The sequence below is a fragment of the Sporosarcina sp. Y1009 genome (assembly GCF_057669865.1).
This window is the reverse complement of record NZ_JBYHFO010000017.1, coordinates 33244-57970: the sequence shown is the minus strand read 5'-3', so window position 1 is coordinate 57970 and position 24727 is coordinate 33244. Positions and strand designations below refer to the sequence as shown.

Annotated in this window: 22 protein-coding genes and 1 riboswitch; all 22 genes read left to right on the top strand. The window is 40.0% G+C overall.

All coding sequences use genetic code 11. The annotated features are described in order from the left end of the window. Positions 1-56: 56 nt before the first annotated feature. The 22 genes from AC25Y1_RS16450 to AC25Y1_RS16345 all read left to right on the top strand — a co-directional run bounded on the left by AC25Y1_RS16450 (position 57) and on the right by AC25Y1_RS16345 (position 24595). On the top strand, positions 57-908 hold the full coding sequence (locus tag AC25Y1_RS16450; RefSeq protein ID WP_488149087.1) for a MetQ/NlpA family ABC transporter substrate-binding protein: 852 nt from the start codon (positions 57-59) through the stop codon (positions 906-908). 208 nt (positions 909-1116) lie between these two features. Next, positions 1117-2754: a peptide ABC transporter substrate-binding protein gene (locus AC25Y1_RS16445; RefSeq protein ID WP_488149086.1), complete on the top strand. Its 1638-nt coding sequence runs from the start codon at positions 1117-1119 to the stop codon at positions 2752-2754. Positions 2755-2883: 129 nt separating this feature from the next. After that, positions 2884-3819: an ABC transporter permease gene (locus AC25Y1_RS16440; RefSeq protein ID WP_488149085.1), complete on the top strand. Its 936-nt coding sequence runs from the start codon at positions 2884-2886 to the stop codon at positions 3817-3819. Then, complete coding sequence (locus AC25Y1_RS16435; RefSeq protein ID WP_488149084.1) at positions 3819-4742, top strand: ABC transporter permease; 924 nt, start codon at positions 3819-3821, stop codon at positions 4740-4742. Before AC25Y1_RS16440 ends, AC25Y1_RS16435 begins: the two co-directional genes overlap by 1 nt. A 14-nt stretch (positions 4743-4756) precedes the next feature. Further along, positions 4757-5785 (top strand): ABC transporter ATP-binding protein, encoded by a 1029-nt coding sequence (locus tag AC25Y1_RS16430; RefSeq protein ID WP_488149083.1) that lies wholly within the window; start codon positions 4757-4759, stop codon positions 5783-5785. Next, positions 5778-6812 (top strand): ABC transporter ATP-binding protein, encoded by a 1035-nt coding sequence (locus tag AC25Y1_RS16425; RefSeq protein WP_488149082.1) that lies wholly within the window; start codon positions 5778-5780, stop codon positions 6810-6812. Before AC25Y1_RS16430 ends, AC25Y1_RS16425 begins: the two co-directional genes overlap by 8 nt. Positions 6813-7056: 244 nt before the next feature. Next, positions 7057-8253, top strand: coding sequence for a dicarboxylate/amino acid:cation symporter (locus AC25Y1_RS16420; protein WP_488149081.1), 1197 nt, complete (start codon positions 7057-7059; stop codon positions 8251-8253). A gap of 272 nt (positions 8254-8525) precedes the next feature. Next, positions 8526-9305 (top strand): Fe-S cluster assembly ATPase SufC, encoded by a 780-nt coding sequence (gene sufC / locus AC25Y1_RS16415; RefSeq protein ID WP_488149080.1) that lies wholly within the window; start codon positions 8526-8528, stop codon positions 9303-9305. Positions 9306-9323: 18 nt separating this feature from the next. After that, positions 9324-10631, top strand: coding sequence for a Fe-S cluster assembly protein SufD (sufD, locus tag AC25Y1_RS16410; protein WP_488149079.1), 1308 nt, complete (start codon positions 9324-9326; stop codon positions 10629-10631). After that, on the top strand, positions 10631-11860 hold the full coding sequence (locus tag AC25Y1_RS16405) for a cysteine desulfurase (protein ID WP_488149078.1): 1230 nt from the start codon (positions 10631-10633) through the stop codon (positions 11858-11860). The genes sufD and AC25Y1_RS16405 overlap by 1 nt, the downstream gene beginning before the upstream one ends. Next, entirely contained in the window at positions 11850-12287 is a 438-nt protein-coding gene (sufU, locus tag AC25Y1_RS16400) for a Fe-S cluster assembly sulfur transfer protein SufU (RefSeq protein WP_488149077.1), read from the top strand. Before AC25Y1_RS16405 ends, sufU begins: the two co-directional genes overlap by 11 nt. Before the next feature lie 22 nt (positions 12288-12309). Next, complete coding sequence (gene sufB, locus AC25Y1_RS16395; protein WP_488149076.1) at positions 12310-13707, top strand: Fe-S cluster assembly protein SufB; 1398 nt, start codon at positions 12310-12312, stop codon at positions 13705-13707. A 174-nt stretch (positions 13708-13881) separates the two neighbouring features. After that, complete coding sequence (locus AC25Y1_RS16390) at positions 13882-14745, top strand: DUF72 domain-containing protein (protein WP_488149075.1); 864 nt, start codon at positions 13882-13884, stop codon at positions 14743-14745. Further along, positions 14745-15569, top strand: a complete 825-nt coding sequence (locus tag AC25Y1_RS16385) for a sulfite exporter TauE/SafE family protein (protein WP_488149074.1) — start codon at positions 14745-14747, stop codon at positions 15567-15569. The genes AC25Y1_RS16390 and AC25Y1_RS16385 overlap by 1 nt, the downstream gene beginning before the upstream one ends. Positions 15570-15587: 18 nt before the next feature. Beyond that, positions 15588-16979: a bifunctional metallophosphatase/5'-nucleotidase gene (locus tag AC25Y1_RS16380; RefSeq protein WP_488149073.1), complete on the top strand. Its 1392-nt coding sequence runs from the start codon at positions 15588-15590 to the stop codon at positions 16977-16979. Between the two features lie 14 nt (positions 16980-16993). Further along, positions 16994-17764 carry a sporulation protein YunB gene (gene yunB, locus AC25Y1_RS16375; protein WP_488149072.1) on the top strand — a complete coding sequence of 257 codons (771 nt, stop codon included), beginning with the start codon at positions 16994-16996 and terminating at the stop codon, positions 17762-17764. Positions 17765-17821: 57 nt separating this feature from the next. Then, positions 17822-18002, top strand: a riboswitch (Lysine riboswitch). 134 nt (positions 18003-18136) lie between these two features. Beyond that, a complete protein-coding gene (locus AC25Y1_RS16370) occupies positions 18137-19717 on the top strand; it encodes a Na+/H+ antiporter NhaC family protein (protein ID WP_488149071.1) in 1581 nt (526 codons plus the stop codon). A gap of 296 nt (positions 19718-20013) precedes the next feature. Continuing rightward, positions 20014-21180 (top strand): ABC transporter substrate-binding protein, encoded by a 1167-nt coding sequence (locus tag AC25Y1_RS16365; protein WP_488149070.1) that lies wholly within the window; start codon positions 20014-20016, stop codon positions 21178-21180. A gap of 101 nt (positions 21181-21281) precedes the next feature. Further along, positions 21282-22157 carry a branched-chain amino acid ABC transporter permease gene (locus tag AC25Y1_RS16360; protein ID WP_488149069.1) on the top strand — a complete coding sequence of 292 codons (876 nt, stop codon included), beginning with the start codon at positions 21282-21284 and terminating at the stop codon, positions 22155-22157. A 12-nt stretch (positions 22158-22169) separates the two neighbouring features. Continuing rightward, positions 22170-23120 carry a branched-chain amino acid ABC transporter permease gene (locus tag AC25Y1_RS16355; RefSeq protein WP_488149068.1) on the top strand — a complete coding sequence of 317 codons (951 nt, stop codon included), beginning with the start codon at positions 22170-22172 and terminating at the stop codon, positions 23118-23120. Then, on the top strand, positions 23110-23898 hold the full coding sequence (locus tag AC25Y1_RS16350; protein ID WP_488149067.1) for an ABC transporter ATP-binding protein: 789 nt from the start codon (positions 23110-23112) through the stop codon (positions 23896-23898). Before AC25Y1_RS16355 ends, AC25Y1_RS16350 begins: the two co-directional genes overlap by 11 nt. After that, positions 23891-24595, top strand: coding sequence for an ABC transporter ATP-binding protein (locus AC25Y1_RS16345; protein ID WP_488149104.1), 705 nt, complete (start codon positions 23891-23893; stop codon positions 24593-24595). Before AC25Y1_RS16350 ends, AC25Y1_RS16345 begins: the two co-directional genes overlap by 8 nt. Positions 24596-24727: the final 132 nt, after the last annotated feature.

The following is a 24727-nucleotide window of genomic DNA, read 5'->3' as shown; positions in this document are numbered from 1 at the left end:
ATACCGGGCTTTGCCTGATAATTATATAAACAGCATAGAAAAGAGGAGTTTACACAATGAAAAAAATACTGTCAGCAATTTTATTAGCAACATTGGTACTAACATTAGTAGCTTGTGGAACGAAAAATGATGACGACAATAACAATGCAAGTAGCGGAGATGACCAAGAAGCGAAAGAAACAACACTAGTTATCGGTGCTTCGAATACGCCACATGCAATTATTTTAGAAAAAGTGAAGCCGTTGTTGAAAGAAAAAGGCGTTGATCTCGTTATTGAACAGTATACAGATTACGTTTTGCCGAACGAAGACCTAGACTCCGGTGAAATTGATGCAAACTACTTCCAACATATACCGTATCTAGAATCGTCGATGAGTGATCATGGCTATGATTTTGTAAATGCGGGTGGAATCCATATTGAACCAATCGGTGTCTATTCGAAAAAATACGACTCACTAAAGGATCTTCCTGATGGTGCAACAATCTTGATGAGTAATTCTGTTGCCGACCATGGCCGTGTACTTGCAATGCTTGAAGTAGAAGGACTTGTCAAACTGAATCCTGACGTTGAGAAAACGACTGCTGAAGTGAAAGACATTATTGACAATCCAAAAAATATTCAGTTCGAAGCTGACTTTGAAGCTGCATTATTGCCACAACTTTATAATAATGACGAAGGCGATGCAGTGCTGATAAACTCAAACTATGCACTTGACGCAGACCTAAATCCACTTGAAGATTCAATTGCGCTCGAGGAAACGGACTCACCTTACGTGAATGTGATTGCAGTCCGTAAAGGCGATGAAAACAACGCTGGAATTAAAGCATTAATCGAAGTATTGAAATCGAAAGAAATTCAAGACTTTATCTTGGAAGAGTGGAAAGGTTCAATCGTTCCTGTGGAATAATTATAATAGTGAAATGAAACGCTACCGGAATAACCTGGTAGCGTTTTTTTGTTATAAATTCTCTCGAAAAAACATTATTCGTACTTTTCTACCATTTCTGTAATTTCAGGTGGGAATATTCAATCATTGGTAGTATAATAACTACAAGATATGTTGTAAGCGCTTTCAACATGTTGGATTTAATAAAAGCCTGAGGGGGGAATGAAGTATGAAGAAAAAATGGTTAGTATTACTAGTTGTGGTGTTTACTATGAGTGTGATTTTAGCAGCTTGTGGTGATGATGAAAAGACTGGAAAAACAGATGAAAAAGAAACAGGTAAACTAGCGGCGGATCAAACGCTAAATGTGAACATCAGGTCAGAACCGCCTTCATTAAATCCATCGTTAGCAACAGACACAACATCAGGGGCGGTATTAAACCAGACGTTTGAAGGTTTAATGCGTGTAAATCAAGAAGGTGAAGTAGAAGAGGCCATGGCGGAAAGTTACACAATGTCTGATGACGGCTTGAAATATACATTCAAAATTCGAAAAGATGCAAAATGGTCTAATGGAGATGCTGTTTCAGCAAAAGACTTTGAATATGCTTGGAAATGGGTACTCGATCCAGCTAATGTGGACACGGATTATGCCTATCAATTATATATGATTAAAGGTGCCGAAGCTGCGAAAGAAAATGGCGGTTCCTTGGACGATGTAGCAGTTACAGCAGAGGATGATCAAACATTGGTTGTCGAGTTGGAACAAGCTACAGCATATTTCCTTGAATTGACAGCGTTTTATACGTTCTTTCCCGTCAATGCAAGTGTAGCCGAAGCAAACCCTAACTGGGCACAAGACCAGTCGGAAAATTATGTGACAAATGGTCCATTTCTTATGGAGTCTTGGAAACATAAAGATGAGATTGTTCTAAAGAAAAATCCTGAGTATTGGGATGCGGACACAGTGAAGTTAGAAACAATTAAAATGGTTATGATTGAGGAAGAAAATACAGCGAAACAAATGTATGATAAAGGTGAATTGGATTGGCTCGGTTCCCCAACAGACTCGATTCCGTTGGCAGCAATCCCATCATATAAGAAAGACGAAGTATTAAATATATCTCCACTTGCTGGTGTTTACTACTACGCATTTAACACAGAAGCAGAACCATTTACTAACGTTAATATTCGTAAAGCATTCGCCATGGCGATCAATCGCCAAGGAATTGTAGACAATATTACACAGGCTGAGCAAGCACCTGCGATGGCATTGGTACCACCTTCAATTTTTGAAGAAAACTCAGAAGGCTACTTCAAGGATAATGACCTTGATGAAGCGAAAAAATTGATGGAAAAAGGGTTAGAAGAATTAGGTTTAAGCGAAATGCCTACCGTTAAACTTTCTTATAACACAAGTGAAGCACATGCCTCCATTGCACAAGCCGTACAGGATATGTGGAAAAAGGGCTTGGAAGTAGATGTAGAGCTTAATAATGAAGAGTGGGGTGTCTATCTTGACTCCATGGGTGCAGGTGACTTCCAAGTCGGGCGTATGGGTTGGCTTGCAGATTTTAACGATGCCATCAACTTCTTGGAAATCTTTGAAACAGTTGGCGGGAACAACTACACGAACTGGGAAAATGCTGAATACCAAGGTTTGTTGAAAGAGTCAAGAGTTGAGACAGACGTTAAGGCGCGTGAAGATTTATTACGAAAAGCAGAAGATATCTTTATGGAAGAACTTCCGTTAGCACCAATTTACTTCTATACAAACGTTTGGACGAATAATGCCAAGGTTAAAAATATTGAAGTATCTCCTCTTGGTCTCGTTCAATATAAATGGGGCTATATTGCAGAAGAATAAATACTATGAACGATAGTTATAGGTTTAATAGGGGTGATTTGTTTCACCTCTATTTTTCATTCAAAAGAAGCTTCATAGTGAAAAAGCGTGACCTACGCATTATCTAGAGGATTACGGAGGTGTTATCACATGGCTAAATATTTGCTGAAACGGATTGGTTATATTCTTGTTTCCTTATTGTTTATTATTACAATTACATTTGGATTAATGAAATTAGCACCTGGTGGACCTTTTACATCCGAACGAAAAACTTCACCGGCAATTGAAGCACAAATGCAGGAAGCATATGGATTAAATGATCCGATTCATGAACAGTATTTTAGTTATTTAATCAGCGCTGCCAAATTTGATTTTGGGCCTTCTTTTAAATATGAAGGACAACAAGTTAGGGATATTATAAAAAGAAGTTTCCCTTACTCTTTAATTCTAGGGTTGGAGGCAATTTTCATCGCATTGGCTTTCGGTGTGTTGTTTGGGACAATCGCTGCAATTAGACATAATAAGACCAGTGACTATACGGTCATGGTTATCGCGATATTAGGAATTTCTGTTCCAAGCTTTGTCATGGCGACTATCCTGCAATTTGTTTTTTCAATGCAATTGTCCTTGTTGCCAATCGCTCGATTCGAGTCTTTTGCCCATACGATATTACCGGCATTTGCGCTTGCGACAACACCGCTTGCTTTTATAGCTAGGTTAATGAGGTCTAGTATGCTAGAAGTTTTAAATGCAGATTACATCAAAACAGCAAAATCAAAGGGGTTATCGGAACGCGTTGTCATTTATAAACATGGACTTCGAAATGCAATCTTGCCGGTTGTTTCCTACTTGGGGCCATTAGTGGCTGGAATACTAACTGGTAGTTTCATAATCGAAAAGATTTTCGGGATTCCAGGTTTAGGTCGCGAGTTTGTTGAAAGTGTAACAAATCGAGATTACACAGTTATTATGGGTACTACTGTATTTTTTAGCGTCCTTTTACTCATATCCATTTTGATAGTCGATCTTATTTACGGGTGGATTGATCCACGGATAAAACTGGCAAATAAGGGGGCTAACAGTTAATGACACGCTTGCAACTGGATAAAACAGATTTCGAAGCATTGGGAGTAGATCAAGAAGAGTCTGAAAAAATCGTTGGAGAAAGTACTTCTTATTGGAAAGATGCATGGCGTCGTTTTCGTGAAAATAAGCTGGCTGTCTTCGGGGTAATTACGATTATTTTATTGGCAATAATGGCTTTAATTGGCGAACCAATTTCAGGTAAAAATTACCAAGACACCAATATAATGAATGTGAACAAAACTCCGTCGGGTGAACATTGGTTTGGAACAGATAATCTTGGTCGAGATATATTTGCAAGAACTTGGTATGGAGCAAGAATTTCATTATTCATCGGTTTAATGGCATCTCTAATTGACTTAATAATTGGTGTAATTTGGGGTTCAGTATCTGGTTTCTTCGGTGGAAAAGTAGATGAGTATATGATGCGTATAGCAGATATCTTGTATGGAGTGCCTTATTTATTGGTCGTTATATTGTTAATGGTTGTCATGCCTCCAGGCTTATGGACGATGATCATTGCAATGAGCATAACAGGGTGGATTAGTATGGCAAGAATTGTCCGTGGACAGGTTTTGCAACTAAAATCTGAAGAATATGTTATGGCATCTAAATCCTTGGGAGCTAGTAATACTAGGTTGTTAGTGCGACATTTGATACCCAATACATTAGGTCCAATACTTGTGACATTGACGTTAACGATACCTACTGCAATCTTTACTGAAGCGTTCTTAAGTTATCTAGGTTTAGGTGTACCTGCACCTCGTGCGAGTTGGGGAACAATGTCCAATGATGCTTTATCTGGGTTTGAGTATTATCCCTACCAACTCTTTTTCCCGGCATTTTTCATCTGTTTGACGATACTCGCATTTAATGTCATCGGAGATGGGTTGAGAGATGCATTGGATCCGAAGGAAGGTAAATAAGGAGGTACATTAGTATGAAGAAACTATTAGAAGTAAATGACCTTTCCGTATCATTTGAAACATATGGTTCAGATGTACAGGCCGTTCGTGGAATTTCTTTTGAATTAGAAGAAAAAGAAACTTTGGCCATTGTAGGGGAGTCGGGATCCGGAAAAAGTGTTACTGCCTATTCGATTATGCGTTTAATAGATATGCCTCCTGGTAAATTCGTTGGGGGATCAATATTTTTCAACAATGAAGACTTAACATTGAAATCAGAGAAACAAATGCAGGAGATTCGCGGAAAAGAAATAAGTATGATTTTCCAAGACCCGATGACGTCATTGAATCCAACAATGACGATAGGAAACCAAATTGCTGAAAGTCTTATCAAGCATCAAAGCTTGTCAAAGAAGGAGGCATATTTACGCGGAGTTGAACTGTTGAAACTCGTGGGAATTCCAAATTCCGAAACCCGGATAAATCAATACCCGCACCAATACTCTGGGGGAATGAGACAACGTGCAATGATTGCGATTGCATTGGCATGTAATCCTAAAATACTGATAGCGGATGAACCAACAACTGCATTAGATGTTACGATACAGGCTCAAATTTTGGAACTAATGCGTGATTTGCAGGAAAAGACTGGCACAGCAATAATTTTAATTACTCATGACTTGGGGGTTGTTTCTAGCGTCGCGAGTCGAGTCGCAGTTATGTACGGTGGGAAAATTGTAGAAACAGGAAACGTTGATGAGATTTTCTATAACCCGAAGCATCCGTATACATGGGGGCTGCTAGGTTCAATGCCGAAAGTTGACAGCAAAAAGGAAGAGTTATTAGCAATTCCAGGGTCACCACCAGATTTAGCAGATCCTCCCAAAGGATGCCCTTTTGTTACTAGATGTCCTTACGCAATGAAAGTGTGCAAACAAAATATGCCCGAGTACACGCATTTATCGGATACGCAAAAGATCGCGTGCTGGTTATTGGACGAACGTGCTCCAGAAGTAGCAATACCGGAAACTGCTGTTGTAGGAGGTTATAAGCAACATGTCTGAAAATCGAGAGAAATTACTTGAAATAAAAGACTTGAAAAAACATTTTAAAGTAGATCGAAATAAGATTTTGAAGGCAGTCGATGGAATTACTTTTGATATTTATAAAGGAGAAACATTCGGATTAGTAGGCGAATCTGGCTGTGGAAAATCTACTGCAGGACGTACAATTATGCGTCTATACGAGGCAAGTGGTGGGGAAGTACATTTTCAAGGTGAAAATGTTCATACGAAAAAGTCGAAAAAAGAATTAAAAAAGTTCAATCGGAATATGCAAATGATTTTTCAAGATCCATATGCTTCTTTGAATCCCAGAATGACGGTCAAAGACATAATTGCAGAAGGGCTCGATATTCATGGTTTAGTAAAAAACAAGGCCGATCGAACTGCTCAGGTAAATGAATTGCTCGAAACAGTCGGGCTTAACAGTGACCATGGAAATAGGTATCCGCATGAGTTTAGTGGTGGTCAGCGTCAGAGAATTGGCATCGCCCGCGCCTTAGCGGTAAATCCGCAATTCATTGTAGCCGATGAACCGATATCTGCATTAGACGTATCGATTCAGGCTCAAGTTGTCAATTTACTGAAAAAGTTGCAAGTAGAACGTGGCTTAACGTATTTGTTTATCGCACATGATTTATCAATGGTTAAACATATTAGTGACCGAGTTGGTGTGATGTATTTGGGCAGCATGGCTGAAGTAACAAGCAGTGATGCGCTATTTGAAGAACCCTTGCATCCTTATACGCAAGCGTTGTTAAGTGCAATCCCAATCTCAGATCCAATATTGGAACGGAATCGTGAAAGAATGATTATAAAAGGAGATATACCAAGTCCAATCGAACCTCCGAGTGGTTGTCGTTTTAGAACTAGATGCCCATACGCCGAAGAGGTATGTAGTAAAGTGGTACCCGAATTATTAGAGCAGAAGAAAGATCATTGGGTGGCTTGTCATATATACAACAATGAATATAACGCAGAATTCGATGTACCGATAGCCCCGATTTCTATGGGCATTCCTGTTAAATAATGCTACATAGTTTTCGGCTTGTAATGCATGCCTTGAATCCTAGGAAATTTTAGGGGTTTGAGGTTTTTTTATTGGACTATGGTCATTTTGAGAGTCGCTTTAGTCGTTTATCATCTAGCTGATTTACAAGGTCTCGATACAGGGGGGAATGTAAACCTGAATTGTCTGAAAGGATATATCATTCGTAAATGAACTATGTTATTATTATTATATAAATAGAATTAGTTCTAGAGAGGGGAAAAAAATGAAGAAGGTTGGACTTATATGGCGAATTATAATCGCCATTGCACTAGCTGTGCTAATTGGTACGTTCGTTCCAGAATTTTTTGTAAAAATACTCGCAACATTTAATACCATATTCGGAAGTTTTCTAATGTTCATTGTACCGCTTATTATTATTGCATTTATAGTTCCTGGAATTGCGCAGCTTGGAAAAGGTTCGGGGAAATTACTTGGCGTTGCCGCAATTGCTGCATATACTTCGACGATTTTTGCGGGTATTCTTGCATATTTTGCAGGGATTTCTCTCCTACCAGGTTTTCTTCGCGGCAAAGAGTTAGGTGGGGTTAATGATCCGAGTGAGTCAACAGTAAGCGGTTTTTTTGATTTAGCAATCCCAGCACCAATGGAGATTATGACTGCACTCGTTCTGGCATTTGTACTTGGAATTGGTATGGCATCTATTGGTAGTCGTTCAATGCTTAATCTTTTCGATGAGTTTAATCAAATTATAGAAAAAGTAATTTCATTTGTGATTATTCCATTATTACCAATTCATATTTTTGGTTTGTTCTTGAATATGACTTATGGTGGGGAAGTTGTAAAAGTACTGTCCGTATTCGCGATTGTATTTGCTATAATTTTAGTCTTACATTGGATCATGCTTCTAATTTTGTACTTCACAGCAGGAACACTGTCAAAACGCAATCCGCTAGTTCTTTTGAAAACAATGCTACCTGCTTATTTTACAGCACTTGGAACGCAATCGTCAGCTGCGACCATTCCCGTTACGCTGCGCCAAGCACGAAAAACGGGTGCTTCTGCACGTGTAACTGATTTCGCAGTTCCATTATTTGCTACAATTCACTTAGCTGGAAGTACGATTACGCTGGTCATGTGTTCGATTGGAGTCATGATTTTAAATGGACAGGCCATTGAATTTGGCGCATATATTCCGTTTATCTTTATGCTCGGCGTTATAATGGTAGCGGCACCAGGCGTACCTGGCGGAGCAGTCTTTGCGGCAACTGGCATACTAATATCAATGCTTAATTTTGATCCAACAATGGTTGGTCTTATCATTGCATTGTATATTGCACAGGATAGCTTTGGAACTGCAACAAATGTCACAGGTGACGGAGCACTTGCTATAATTGTCGATACATTTACAAAAGAGACTGCAGCCGAAATCTCTGCTACATCTGAGTCTAAAACATCTTAATCTAGACGTTTTTAGAATGATTGACGTATAAAATATTGTGCTGGCACTTTATGTGTCAGCATTTTTTTCTTCATTCTCAATAAGAACTGTATAAATGATAAAGTATAGTCGGATGATAAAGGAGAAAAACAAGTTATGAATTTAGTGCAGTCTAATCAGAAGTAAGGGGACTCTTAAACATTTGCAAGGGCAAGCTTTATCGGGTAAGATTAGAATGATACTAAATAGAGAATGGTTTTTCCGTTCATCTTTAACATATTGGAGGTATTGGAATGTCAACTTTAGAAATTAAAGGTCTTCATGTTGAAATTGAAGGCAAAGAAATATTAAAAGGTGTTGATTTGACAATCAACACGAACGAGATCCACGCAATCATGGGTCCAAACGGTACAGGTAAATCTACGCTTGCACAAGCGATTATGGGGCACCCTAGATACGAAGTAACTGCAGGTACGATCACTCTTGATGGTGAAGATGTACTTGAAATGGAAGTAGACGAGCGTGCACGTGCTGGAATTTTCCTTGGCATGCAATATCCAAGTGAAGTTACAGGCGTTACAAATGCTGACTTCTTACGTTCATCTATCAACGCAAAGCGCGGCGAAGGTAACGAAATTCCATTAATGGGCTTCATTCGCGAACTTGATGCGAAAATGGAAACACTTGAAATGGATGAAGATATGGCAACACGCTATTTAAATGAAGGATTCTCAGGTGGAGAAAAGAAACGTAACGAAATTCTTCAACTAATGATGTTGAAACCTAAATTTGCAGTGCTTGATGAAATTGACTCCGGTCTTGATATAGATGCATTGAAAGTTGTTGCAAAAGGTATTAATGAACTACGCGGCGAAGAGTTTGGTTGCCTAATTATTACACATTACCAACGTCTGTTGGATTACATTACACCAGACCATGTCCACGTAATGATTCAAGGTAAAGTCGTTCAATCTGGCGGTGCTGAATTAGCACATAAACTTGAAGCGCAAGGTTATGATTGGTTACATGAAGAACTTGGTATCGAAGTAGAAACTGTAGAGCAAGAAGCATAAGAAGGGGGACGATTCAAAATGACGGTTGAAACAAAATTGGCATTGACCGAACAGGATGTCCGTTCCTATTCAGAGAAAATGAATGAAGCGGCGTGGATGACAGATTTCCGCGCAGATGCATTTGCGAAATTGGAACAACTTCCAATGCCAAAACCAGATAAAACAAGAATTGATCGTTGGAATTTCACAGACTTCCCTATCCATGCGGTAGAAAGTTCTGTTTACGCATCACTTGATGAACTACCGGCTAAAGCACGTGAGTTATTTGATACAGACAGCCTCGGTAGCCTATATATTCAACATAATAATACGCCAGCATTTCTTTCATTATCAGATGATTTAAAAGCGCAAGGTGTTATTTTAACGGATATATTCACAGCGTCACGTGAACACAGTGAACTAGTGAAAAAATATTATATGACAAATGGTGTAAAAGTCGATGAACATAAACTAACTGCATACAACGCAGCGTTTATGAATGGTGGCGTTTTTGTTTATGTACCTAAAAACGTTGTCATTGAAAAACCGATTCAAACACTCTTTTTGCATGATGACGAGCAAGCTTCACTTTTCAACCACGTAATTGTAGTTGCTGAAGCGAATAGCTCATTCACATATATCGAAAACTATATGTCGACTGTTGATAATGCTAAGGGACAAGCGAATATTGTGTCTGAAGTGTTTACAGGAGACAATTCAAACTTAACTTACGGTGCTGTAGATGTTCTTTCAGAAGGATTTACGACCTATGTTAACCGTCGTGGTGTTACGGGCCGTGACAGTCAACTGAATTGGGTGCTCGGACTGATGAACGATGGAAACACAATTGCAGAAAACATCACACACTTAGTGGGAGATGGTTCTGGCGCTGACATGAAAACAGTTGTAGTAGGCACTGGAAAACAACGTCAAAACTTCACAACTGAAATTATTAGTTGGGGTAAAAATACAAACGGTATGATACTCAAACATGCTGTCGTTAAAGATGAGTCAACAGCAATCTTTAATGGAATTGGTAAAATCGTTAAAGGTGCAACCGGGTCTAATGCTGAACAAGAATCACGTATGCTTATGTTAAGCCCACGTGCACGTGCGGATGCAAACCCAATTCTACTTATAGATGAAGACGAAGTAACAGCTGGCCACGCAGCAACAGTTGGTCGTGTCGATCCAATTGAAATGTTCTATTTAATGAGCCGTGGTATTACAAAGACAGAAGCAGAACGCCTGATCATTCACGGGTTCCTTGCACCAGTTGTCGATAAGTTAAAAGTCGAAGGTGTTAAGAAACTGTTGACGGAGGTTATTGAAAGGAAAGTGCGCTAATGCTTAACAAAGACATCCGCAAACATTTTCCGATACTCGAGCATGAGGTAAACGAGCATCCGCTCGTTTATCTTGATAGTGCTGCAACTTCCCAGAAGCCGCAGCAAGTCATAGATGCAATTAGTAACTATTACCAAAATGATAATTCAAACGTTCACCGTGGTGTGCATACACTTGGAAACCAAGCGACAGAAGCATATGAAGGCGCGCGCGATAAAGTACGCGACTTCATCCATGCGAAGTCGAGAGAAGAAATCATTTTTACGCGCGGGACAACAACATCGTTAAACGTCATTGCACAAAGTTACGGTCGTGCAAATGTTGGTGAAGGCGATGAAATTGTTATCACGCATATGGAACACCACTCGAATATCATTCCATGGCAACAACTTGCAAAAGAAAAAGGTGCGGTACTTAAATTTGTAGACCTTGAGACTGACGGAACGATTTCACTTGAAAAAGTGCGTGAAGTTGTTACAGAGCGAACAAAAATCGTGTCGATTATGCATGTGTCCAATGTTCTTGGAACGGTCAATCCAATCAAGCAAATCACTGAAATTGCGCATGCCAATGGTGCTGTCATGGTTGTCGACGGCGCACAAGCAGCTCCGCATATGAAGGTGGATGTACAAGAACTCAATTGCGATTTTTATGCGTTTTCTGGGCATAAAATGGCTGGACCTACAGGAATCGGCGTATTGTACGGCAAAAAAGACTTACTAAATAAGATGGAACCCGTCGAGTTTGGCGGAGAGATGATTGACTTTGTAGGCCTATACGAGTCGACATGGAAAGAACTTCCATGGAAGTTCGAAGGCGGAACACCGATTATCGCAGGTGCTGTTGGTCTTGGTGCGGCGATTGATTATCTCGAAGAAATCGGTATGGACAATATCGAAAAGCATGAACAACATCTTGCTGAATATGCGATGAAACGCATGTCAGAAGTTGAAGGAATTACGATTTACGGACCACTTGATTCTGAAAAACGCGCAAGCCTTATCACATTTAATCTGAACGATGTCCATCCTCATGATCTTGCGACTGTGCTTGATATGCACGGGATTGCCGTGAGAGCAGGACACCATTGCTGTCAACCACTTATGAAATGGCTAGATGTATCGGCCACAGCACGCGCCAGCTTCTACATTTACAATACGGAAGAAGACGTTGATCGCCTCGTGGACGGACTCCGCATCGCAAAGGAGTATTTTAACGATGTCAACTAAAAATCTCGACCAGTTATACCGCTCGGTGATTATGGATCATTATAAAACACCGAGAAATAAAGGTGTACTTGAAGAAAGTAGTGTCACCGTCGATATGAACAACCCGACGTGTGGCGACGTGATCCATTTAACGATGCAAGTTGAAAATGGCACGGTTCAAAACGCAAAATTTGAAGGCGAGGGTTGTTCAATCTCCATGGCGTCAGCATCAATGATGACCCAGATGATTATAGGGAAATCGGTAGAAGATGCCCTGTCTCTCGCAAACACAATTTCGAATATTATGCTAGGAAATGAATATGATGATTCTGTCGATTTAGGAGATATTGAAGCGCTCTCGGGCGTCGCGAAATTTCCAGCCCGGATTAAGTGTGCAACACTAGCCTGGAAAGCGATGGAACAAGGAGTCCAGAAAGACTCTGAATAAAAATTGAACGGAGGAATAATGAATGGCTAAGAAAATCCCTGAAATGGGCGATTACAAATATGGTTTCCAAGACAAAGATGTATCTGTTTTCCGTTCTGAACGTGGACTAACTCGTGAAATCGTTGAAGAAATTTCTTCGATGAAAGATGAGCCACAATGGATGTTGGATTACCGCTTGAAATCATTAGAATTGTTTTACAGCATGCCTACACCACAATGGGGTGGAGATCTAAATTCATTAAACTTTGACGAAATCACCTATTACGTTAAAGCTTCTGAAGGTACTGAACGTTCTTGGGATGAAGTACCAGAAGAAATCAAACGTACTTTTGATAAATTGGGAATACCTGAGGCAGAGCAAAAGTATTTGGCTGGTGTTTCAGCTCAATATGAATCAGAAGTTGTTTACCACAACATGAAACAAGACCTAACGGATATGGGAATCATCTTTAAAGATACTGATTCTGCACTTAAAGAAGATGAAGAACTGTTCAGAAAATATTGGGGTACTGTAATTCCAAACACTGACAATAAATTTGCTGCGCTGAACTCTGCAGTTTGGTCAGGCGGATCATTCATTTACGTACCACCAGGTATTAAAGTAGACTCACCACTACAAGCATATTTCCGTATCAACTCGGAAAACATGGGGCAGTTCGAACGTACAATGATCATCGTTGATGAAGGCGCAAGCGTTCATTACGTTGAAGGATGTACAGCACCAGTTTTCACAACAAACTCACTTCACAGTGCGGTTGTTGAAATCATCGTTAAAGAAAATGCTTATTGCCGTTACACAACAATCCAAAACTGGGCAAATAACGTTTATAATCTTGTTACGAAGCGTGCAGTTGTAGATGCGCACGGTACAATGGAGTGGATTGACGGAAACATCGGTTCGAAATTGACGATGAAATACCCAGCAATTCTTCTTCGCGGAGAAGGCGCACGTGGTATGACATTATCAATCGCGATTGCTGGAAAAGGACAACATCAAGATGCAGGTGCGAAAATGATGCACTTAGCGCCAAATACGTCTTCTACAATCGTTTCGAAATCAATCTCACAACACGGTGGAAGAGGAACTTACCGTGGAATTGTACACTTTGGTCGTAACGCAGACGGCGCACGTGCGAACATTGAATGTGACGCATTGCTTATGGATGACATTTCAACATCAGATACAATTCCATACAACGAAATTCTAAACGACAACATTTCACTTCAACACGAAGCAAGTGTTTCTAAAGTTTCAGAAGAGCAGCTCTTCTACTTAATGAGCCGTGGTGTTCCTGAACTAGAAGCAATTGAAATGATCGTACTAGGCTTCATCGAGCCATTCACAAAAGAACTACCGATGGAATACGCAGTAGAAATGAACCGCTTGATTAAGTTCGAGATGGAAGGTTCAATCGGATAATTTACTTAATCCCTTGTCACATCAATACTTGTGACAAGGGTTATTTTTTACTTAGTATCTTTTGAAATCGGCCCCAGTGGTCGGTTTTTTCATTTCAATCGAAGTTCTAGCATTCCATCTAATGCAGAATATGATAGGATGAGAGTATTCAGTAATCATGAAAGGGGGAGAAAGATGATTCAAATTGGCTTAACGGGTTGGGGCGATCATCCCGATATCTATCATCCCAACTCAACGACAAAAGATAAATTACTGGATTACAGTTCGCATTTTCCAATTGTTGAACTGGATTCCACATTTTATGCGATTCAACCAGAACGAAACATTCGCAAATGGATTGATGAAACACCGGATACTTTTCGTTTTATCGTTAAAGCTTATCAAGGGATGACGGGACATCATCGAGGTGAATTACCTTTTGAATCTGTGGATGAGATGTACGCGTTATTTAGGATGTCTATGGAACCGTTACGAGAAGCAGGGAAGCTTGCGATGATTCTTGTTCAATTTCCCCCGTGGTTCGATTGCACAAGAGAAAATGTTGAGGAGATTCGGTTCATCCACAAGAAATTAACCGGCTTTGATATCGCGATAGAATTTAGGCATCAATCTTGGTATTCGCCTTCATTCATGCAACAGACACTAGAGTTTCTTAGAGAATTAAACGTTATTCATTCCGTTTGCGATGAACCTCAAGCAGGACAGGGTAGTATCCCGCTTGTACCGGTGTCCACGAGGCGAGACAAGGTCTTATGTAGGCTACACGGTCGGAATGTTTACGGGTGGCGGAATACGACAGGGGACGATAAAGCGTGGCGTAAAGTACGTTATCTCTATAATTACATTGAAGAAGAACTCGATGAGATCAAAACAGCTGTGAATAAGCTGAAGGAAGATACAGCTGAAGTTTTTGTGATATTTAATAATAACTCAGGAAAACATGCAGCACAAAATGCAAAACAGTTTCAAAGAAAAATGAATCTTACATATGATAATTTGACGCCGAAACAGCTCGGCTTGTTTGAAGGAGAATGGTAATGGAATTTATACTATTAGCGATAATTGCTTTAGCATCAGGAATTATAGGAGCACTTGTTGGTCTCGGCGGTGGGATTATACTTGTCCCAGCAACCCTCTTTGTCGGGATAAACCTTGGTTGGATTGACGGAATCACGCCTCAAACTGTCGTTGGTTTATCAGTCGTCATGATGATTTTTACAGGGTTAGGTTCAACACTTTCTAACCTGAAGACAAAAACAGTAGACATTCGTAGTGGTCTCATCTTCTTTGCGGGAAGTATTCCGGGGACGCTTATCGGTGCCTTTGTCAATAAAAGGCTAGATCTCCCATCGTTTAATTTATACTTTGGCATTTTACTTATATTAATATCGCTTCTCCTACTTTTGCGTAATTATTTGAAGCCGGTTAGTTGGTTTGTTAAACGCGGAAAAACACGTACATTTACTGACAACTTTGGTAAGTCTTATACATATGGCTATCCCGTTTGGTTTGCCTTACTATTAACGTTCGGTGTTGGGTTCGCATCAGGGGTATTCGGAATTGGCGGCGGCTCGATTATTGTTCCTGCTATGATTTTACTGTTTTTATTTCCACCTCATGTTGCTGTGGGGACGTCGATGTTCATGGTTTTCTTATCGGCGATCGTCAATTCGATTACGCATATTTCCCTGGGCAACGTTCCGTGGTTATACACGATACCGGTTATTCCAGCAGCGTATATTGGTGCGAAGCTAGGAGCAAAGTTAAACCAGAAAATGAAATCGGAAACACTCGTTTTTGCTTTACGAATTATACTTCTCTTACTTGGTATCCGTTCAATTATTGACGGAATTTGGGGTTGATAAATTGGAGGGCGCATAATGGAAACCATACATATTTATCATACAAACGATATTCATAGTCATTTCGAAAATTGGCCTCAAATTAACCGGCTGCTTATTGAGAGAAGACAAGCGCATGAAGCCGCAGGAGATGCATTCTTACTCTTCGATATTGGTGATCATGTAGATCGGTCGCATCCCTTTACAGAAGGAACTAAAGGAAAAGGGAATATCCAACTGCTCAATGAAGCGGGATATGACGCGGTGACAATTGGGAATAATGAAGGCATAACGATGTCGAAAGAAGCCCTATCCTCGCTATATGTCGATGCTGAATTTGATGTTATTCTCGGAAATTTGATGGATACGAATGGGGAGTTTCCGCATTGGGCAATTGATCATCAGATTTATAAAACGAAAACAGGCACGAAAATAGGCGTTATCGGTGCAACGGCGTTATATACCCAGTTTTATGCAACTCTGGGATGGGACATAGTACCCCCGCGAGAAAAGTTAATCGAAATCGCTGAGAAAATTGCTTCGAAGACAGATATACTTATTTGTCTCTCGCATATGGGGCTCTCCGAAGATCAAAAGCTAGCAGAAGCATGTCCGCTCATTCATGTCATATTGGGCGCGCATACGCATCATCTCTTTACAGATGGAGAGTTTGTCGGGAATACGCTATTGGCTGCAACAGGGAAGTACGGGGACTATACAGGGCATGTGACAATCGAGTTCGATGAAGTGAACAAACGAATCGATGATATGCGTGCAACCCTATATCCTTCAGAATCACTACCCGTTAGCGATGAAGATGTACAAAGTCTAAATACCGTACTGGATCTTGGAAAACAGGCAATGCAAGAAAAACTCTTTTACAATCCGAGTCTGTTAAAGCAAAATCTATTTGCGCCGAGTGCGCTCTCTGCTTTTTTCGGTCGTGCTTTAATTGATTATACAAAAGCAGATTGTGCCATGTTTAACGCGGGAATATTTCTTGGAAGTCTTGACAGCGGTTGGGTTACGAAAGAAGATATGCATTCTTTACTGCCACACCCGATAAATGTCTGCTTGATATCACTTGAAGGAACGGAATTGATCGAAATCCATGAGTTATCGTTGAATGAAGACTGGCCGAAGATAACAGTGAAGGGATTAGGATTCCGTGGTGCGCTTATGGGCGCGATGCTCTATGAACGACTATATAAAAATAGGCACGGAAAACTTTTTGCAGGAAATCGTGAAGTTGTTCCGGGTGAGATGTATACATTGGCAACGCTTGATATGTTCACATTCGGCTTCTTTTTTCCGTCTTTACAACATGCGAAAAAAGAGTATTATATGCCCGAATTAATAAGAGATATTGCAAGTGACTATGGCCGGAAATATTTCGAAGAATCAACGGCTCCTCCTGAGCATAATCTATAGCAGGAGGAGTCGTTTTGAAATTCCAAGGACAGGTAGGACGAAGATCTAAGCGCCGAAAGCGCAAACTGGTTCCGCTATTAATTCCAGCGATCTTAGCTGCCATTGTTTTCTTCTTCTTTGTGGTTAATGCGAGACTCACGCCAACTTATGTTCGATATGCAGAAAGGCAAACGACAAAAATTGCGGCACACGTCATTAATCAGGCGATCAGTACAAGGGTTGCAAATATCCTAGACGTCAATGACATCATTGAACATGTCCCTACGGATACATCAAATATGGTGACAACTAAATTCAATACGGAGATTATTAATAGAGTATTAGCCGATACGAGAAATCTAGTTGAGATGCACTTGGCGCAAGTAGAAGCAGGAAACCTTGATATGTTGCCGTCTGACGACATAGAATATGATCCAGTGAAGATGGAAGATCAAGGTGGCGTTGTCTTTTTCTTGCCAATTGGGCAGGCGACAGGGGTTCCATTACTAGGAAATCTAGGCCCTAGAATTCCAATTCGCTTTCACGTGATTGGGGACGTGCAAGCAAATGTAGTAGCATCCATAGAACCGTTTGGCATCAATAATGCCTATATTGAAGTGAATATTATAATACGCGTAAACGTTGAGATCATCGTGCCCCTGGCAACGAAAACAGCTGTTGTTGAACAAAAAATTCCAGTTGCAATTGGTTTAGTACAAGGCGCAGTTCCACATATTTTCAGTTCAGGCGACGCTGGTGGTGCAGCCCAATTCGAAGTTCCGATTGAGCTTCCAAAAGGTGAGTAAAGGGTACGGTTGAAAAAGAGAGCGAATCATGTTAAGATTAGCTGTAGAAAAAAATATCGATAGGGTAGAGGCTGCATTGCTTAAGAGTAACACACGCGAGATAGACATTCGTAGACCGTGTGTAAAAGGAAGCTTTGCCGAAGTTTAATGTGGTTGTCAAGCCGATTAAGCTGGGGTCATTCCGAAAAGGGATGGCACTGTCATACTGCGAATGCGCGTATGATGAGCTACAAATCGTGCGTTTGATAATCAACTTAGTTATCCAACAAAACGATAAAGTAGAAAAGCCGGTTCCTCATGCATCTCGTATGCACAAGGACCGGTTTTTAATTTCCTGAATATCCCTACCTTACCAAAATGGAGGATTTAAGAATGGATGGAACATGGGTATCAATTATCCCACCGATAATAGCCATTGTCATGGTGCTTATTACGCGGAGGGTTTTACTATCACTTGGATCGGGAATTATTGTAGGCGCAATTTTAGTGGCTGCATTTTCACCAAGTGAATCTCTAGGCGCATTGTGGAGAGCGATAACGGTATCGTTTTGGGATTGGGATTCGAGTACAATAAATACGGGAAATATAAATATTATGCTATTTATATTACTACTTGGCGTCATTACTGCCTTTGTAAGTTTATCAGGCGGGAGTATAGCATTTGCCGACTGGGCTGTGCATCGTATTAAAACAAAGAGGGGCGCAAAGTTACTGACAGTCTGTCTAGGAATTGCCATTTTTGTTGACGATTACTTTAATGCACTTGCAGTCGGCCAAATTTCACGGCCCATTACGGACAAACACAAAATTTCTCGTGCTAAATTAGCGTATTTTATCGATTCAACTTCAGCACCTGTTTGTGTCGTATCGCCAATTTCAAGTTGGGGTGCTTATATCATTGGGTTGCTTGGGATTATTTTTGGAGGGGCTGCGGCGGTTAGTTATTCACCACTTTCTGCTTTTATATTAATGGCACCCATGAATTTTTATGTTGTGTCAACACTTGCGATGGTATTTTTCTTTGCATGGACAAATATTGATTTCTTTGAAATGAAAAAACATGAAAAACTTGCTAGTGAAACAGGTCAACTTTTTAATCCGAATAAGGAAATACCGGGACAATTAAAAGAAGACTTTCCTGTCCATTCACATGGGAAAGTTTTCGATCTTATAGGGCCTATTTTAACGTTAGTTGTAGTCATATTCGCGGCGATGATTTGGACGGGCTATGAAGCGAGTATTGCACAAGGACTGGAAGCGAGTATTTGGACAATCTTTGAAAATACAGATGTTCCATTATCGTTACTGATTGGTGGACTATCCGGAACTGTAGTAGCAGGTATTTTATATGTACTGCAAATGAAGCGAAATGAGACTGCAACGCTTTCCTTAATGTGGCGTGCAGTCGTAAGTGGATTAAATGCTATGATGCCAGCGATTTTAATATTGGTTTTGGCATGGGGCCTTACCTATATAATAGAAGGATTGGATACGGGTCTATACTTATCTGATGTTGTTAGTAAAGCAAATCTTCCGATCGCATTCCTGCCTGTAATAATGTTTGTTCTTGCTGGCTTGATGGCATTCTCGACAGGAACGTCGTGGGGGTCTTTTGGTATACTACTTCCTATCGCGGGGCAAATTATGTTGGATGCATCTCCGGAATTATTATTACCTGCACTTGCTGCAGTTCTTGCCGGCGCAGTTTTTGGAGATCATTGTTCACCGATTTCAGATACGACAATTCTGTCTTCCACTGGAGCGGGGAGTAACATCATTGATCACGTAACCACACAATTACCTTATGCACTAATTTCAGCTGCGATAGCAGCAGCTGGTTATATTATTTTAGGCCTAACAGGTTCCGTTTGGTTGGGTCTAATAGGTGTAATTATTATTCTTGCAATATTGTTTTCGACTTGGACGATAAAAACAAAAAGAACGTTAGTGTAACAGAGTTAATGGCATATTGATAGAATGGAAAAGCGATGATTTTTATCGCTTTTTTATTATGTATATATAGTTTTTAAAAATTGTTTTGACAATAGTTAGATAACAGTATATGCTTGATATTCAGATATCTGATATATCTGAAGACTGTACATGCCGACACTTTCCTCTCATAGTTTTATAGATACATAGCAAACTATAAGTTGAATTGGCGGAATCTTCTATTATGTTAGTAGGTATTTGGGGAAGTTTTCATTCTAGGAATATCGACTAATTTGAGATGAAAAGGGGGACTATCAATGAAATTGAAAAAACTTGTAGGGGTATTCGCTTCATTAACACTTGCAGTCGGGGTTTTAGCAGCATGTGGAGAAGACAGTTCGAGTGATGGAGACACGATTAAAATTGGTGTTAACTTGGAGTTGTCTGGTAATGTGGCTTCTTATGGAACCTCAGAAGCTGACGGAATCGATCTAGCTGTTGAAGAGATTAATGCGGCAGGTGGAATTGATGGGAAGAAAATCGAAATTATAAAAGTAGATAACAAGTCTGATAATGCTGAGGCAACAAGTGCAGCAATTAAGTTAATAGACCAAGATAAAGTGGTTGCCATTATTGGAGCGGCGACAAGTGGTGCAACTGTTGCGCAAGCTGAAATTGCAAATAAAAATAAGACGCCGATCATCAGTCCATCTGGGACTAGCCCAAGTGTAACTGTACAAGATGATGGCACAGTCAATGAATTTGTTTTCCGTACATCTTTTATTGACCCTTTCCAAGGAACAGTTGCAGCAAACTTTGCTGCAAACGATTTAAAAGTTAAAAATGTAGCTATCTATTCCGATAATGCAAGTGACTACTCAAAAGGCCTTGCAGCTTCCTTTAAAACAGACTTTGAAGCAGCAGGTGGAAAAATTGTAGCTAGCGAATCTTACATTGCGAAAGATTCCGATTTCCGCTCCACACTTACTCGTATCAAAGCAGCAAATCCGGAATTTATTTTCATTCCTGGGTACTATGAAGAAGTTGGCTTGATCGTTAAACAAGCTCGTGAAATGGGAATTACAGTACCACTAATGGGCGCAGATGGTTGGGATTCTCCGGTATTACTCGAGTTAGCTGGTGCGGAAGCATTGAATAATACATTTACAACGAATCACTATTCTGCTGAAGATCCGGACGGAAAAATCCAAAACTTTAATGATAAATTCGAAGAGAAGTATAGTAAACTACCAGATTCCTTTAATGCACTTGGCTATGATACAGTCTATCTCTTAGCTGATGCAATTAAGCGTGCTGGTAGTTCAGATTCGGAAGATATTCAAAAAGCATTAGCAGAAACTAAGGATCTCGAACTTGTTACTGGATTGTACACAGTAGATGAAAATCATCATCCTGTTAAGTCGGCTACAATATTAGAATATGTAGACGGAGAGACAGTTTTTAATACGAAGGTCAATCCTTAATTTATTGGATCGGATATAAAATGGGAGGAGGGATAGTATCCTTCTCCCATTTATTTTTACAATGGGTTTACTGTGAATGCTTAAAAAGGAGTTGATAATTTATGGAGTGGTTACAGCAATTAATTAACGGGATTTCAGTTGGAAGCATTTATGCATTGATTGCTTTAGGTTATACGATGGTTTATGGAATTATTAAACTCATTAACTTTGCCCATGGAGAGATTTTTATGCTTGGTGCCTTTATTGGTTATTTTTCAATTGCCGGTTGGGGGCTCGGTTTTTTACCTGCTCTTCTGATATCCATGACTTCTTGTGCGATTATTGGCGTTGTCATTGAAAGAATAGCTTACAAAAGATTACGTAATGCGACGAGAATTGCGGCATTAATAACGGCGATTGGGGTGTCGCTCCTAATTCAAAATGGCGTTATTTATATGCGCGGTGCACAACCAGAAGCCTATCCCGCAGTCTTAGCAAATAAATCATATACCATTTTTGGCGCACAAATTAGTAGCCAGGCGATACTAATTCTTTCAGTTACTATTGTCCTGATGATTATCCTTCAATTTATCGTGCATAAAACAAAAATTGGAAAAGCAATGCGTGCCGTTTCTTATGATGCTGAAGCAGCAAAGCTTATGGGGATTAATGTAGACAACACAATTTCTGCAACGTTTGCGATTGGTTCAGCTCTAGCTGGTGCGGCGGGTGTGATTTTTGGGATTTACTACACAAAGATTGATCCTTTAATGGGAATTATTCCTGGCTTGAAGGCATTCGTTGCAGCGGTTCTTGGTGGAATTGGTATTATTCCAGGCGCTATGGTCGGAGGGCTTGTCCTCGGTGTTGTAGAAACGATTGTTAGTGGGGTGGGCGGATCCTTATGGAGAGATGCAGCTGCATTTGTTATTTTAATCTTAATTCTCATTTTCAAACCATCAGGAATATTTGGTAAGAATACACGAGAGAAAGTGTAGGTGAGACTAGTTATGAAAAAGTCGAAACAATTTTGGGTGTTTCTAGGTTCAGCTTTAGCTGCATATGTAATTGTTCAAATCCTAATTTCTACGGGTTTGTTGAATAATTTCTATTTGAATACAATCATATTTATGTCCATAAATATTATGCTTGCCGTTAGTTTGCATTTAATAATTGGTATAACAGGGCAGTTTTCGTTAGGACATGCCGGATTTTTAGCGGTTGGTGCTTATATATCGGCAATCGTAACGATGAAATTGCAATTGCCATTTCCAGTTGCGATTTTAGCAGCGGGAATTATTGCGACAATCGCGGGGTTGATCATTGGTATTCCAACCTTACGATTAAGAGGAGATTATTTGGCGATTGCGACACTTGGATTTGCAGAAATCATACGGATTGTGTTTTTAAATATTGATTATGTAGGTGGAGCGGCAGGAATGCAGGTGACTCATTTAACGACATGGACCTACACTTTTGTTTGCCTTTTGATTACGTTGGTTGTCATTATCAATTTTACAAATTCTAGGCATGGTCGTGCATGTATTTCGGTTCGAGAAAATGAAATCGCAGCAGATGCTATGGGGATCAATACGACCTATTATAAGGTATTGGCATTTGCTATTGGCGCATTCTTTGCAGGAATCGCAGGGGCATTATATGCACATAACTTTTATATTATTCAGCCTGTGAACTTCGGATTTTTAAAGTCAATTGATATTTTAATTTATGTTGTATTAGGGGGACTTGGTAGTTTATCGGGTGCGATTGTTGCTACGATTTTATTGACAATCGTTTCTACATTCTTACAATCTTATCCAGAAACGCGAATGATCATTTATAGTCTCGTCCTGATTACAGTTATGCTCTATCGTCCTAAGGGGTTAATGGGCACTATGGAAATAACGGATTACTTCAAATTATGGAAAGGTTCAAAAGGAGGCAAAAGCCATGCCGAGTAGCCCTTTGCTTAAAGTGGATAACGTAGGCATTCAGTTTGGCGGGCTGAAAGCTGTTTCAAAATTTAATTTAGAAATAAACCAAGGGGAGCTTGTGGGTTTAATTGGCCCTAATGGCGCGGGTAAAACAACTAGTTTCAACTTATTGACAGGTGTTTATAAACCGACGGAGGGTGAAATTTTATTAAAAGGGCAACGAATTAATGGAATGGCACCCTACCAAGTTACCCGTAGAGGGATTAGCAGAACGTTCCAGAATATTCGATTGTTCAACGAGTTGTCTGTTCTAGATAATGTAAAAGTTGCTTACCATACATTAGCAAAGCATTCGGTACTAAGTTCTGTTCTTCGTCTTCCATCGTACTTTTCGGGTGAACATGAGATGGAAAAGAAAGCAATGGAACTTTTAGAGATATTTGGCTTAGAACAATATAAAGATGAAGACGCAAAAAACTTGGCGTACGGGAAACAACGCAGGCTTGAAATAGCGAGAGCGTTAGCTACGGGACCCGAATTATTACTACTCGATGAACCAGCTGCAGGGATGAATCCTCAAGAAACAAAGGAACTCATGGAGTTAATCGCTTTCGTTCGAGAAAAATTTAACTTAACGATTTTATTGATCGAACATGATATGAATCTAGTCATGGGGATCTGTGAGCGGATTTATGTGTTGGATCATGGTGTTCTTCTTGCTGAGGGATTGCCCGAAGAAATTCGAAGGAATCCCGACGTAATTAAAGCTTATCTAGGGGAGGAAGTTCACGATGAGCATGCTTAAAATTGAGAATTTAAATGTTTATTACGGTAGTATTCATGCGCTAAAGGGTGTTTCACTAGAGGTCAATGAAGGTGAGATTGTTACACTAATCGGTGCAAATGGCGCAGGCAAAAGTACACTTTTAAAAACGTTATCTGGCTTATTAAAACCAAAACTAGGAACGATTGAATATATGAACAAATCGATCGCGGGTAAAGCTGCTCAAGATATTGTAAAAGCAGGCATAACCCAAGTTCCAGAAGGAAGACGCGTTTTTGCAGAAATGAGTGTAGAGGAGAACATTGAATTAGGGGCTTTTCTCAGAAAAGATAAAGAGGAGATTAAACAGAGTTACGAAAAAGTATATGAGACTTTTCCTCGACTCTATGAACGGCGTAAACAATCTGCTGGGACACTGTCAGGTGGGGAACAACAAATGCTAGCGATGGGTAGAGCCATTATGGCGAAACCAAAACTCCTTTTATTAGATGAACCTTCAATGGGGTTAGCACCATTAATGGTACAAACGATATTCAAAGTGATTAAGGAAATTAATCACGAGACGACGATTCTACTTGTCGAACAAAATGCAAATATGGCCCTTTCAGTAGCGGATAGAGCCTATGTGATTGAAACAGGCAAGGTCATTTTATCAGGCACGCCGGAAGAATTACATGCTAGCGATGAAATTAAAGATGCGTACCTAGGCGGACATTAAGACAAAGTATGGTCAGCTCCTCATTTTGTGGAGTTGCCTGTACTTTTTTCAATTGATTAGAAAGGTAAGATAACTTTGTAGTGGAAAAAGTTCAATCTTGAAAAATACATAGGTCATTCATAGGATTATTAT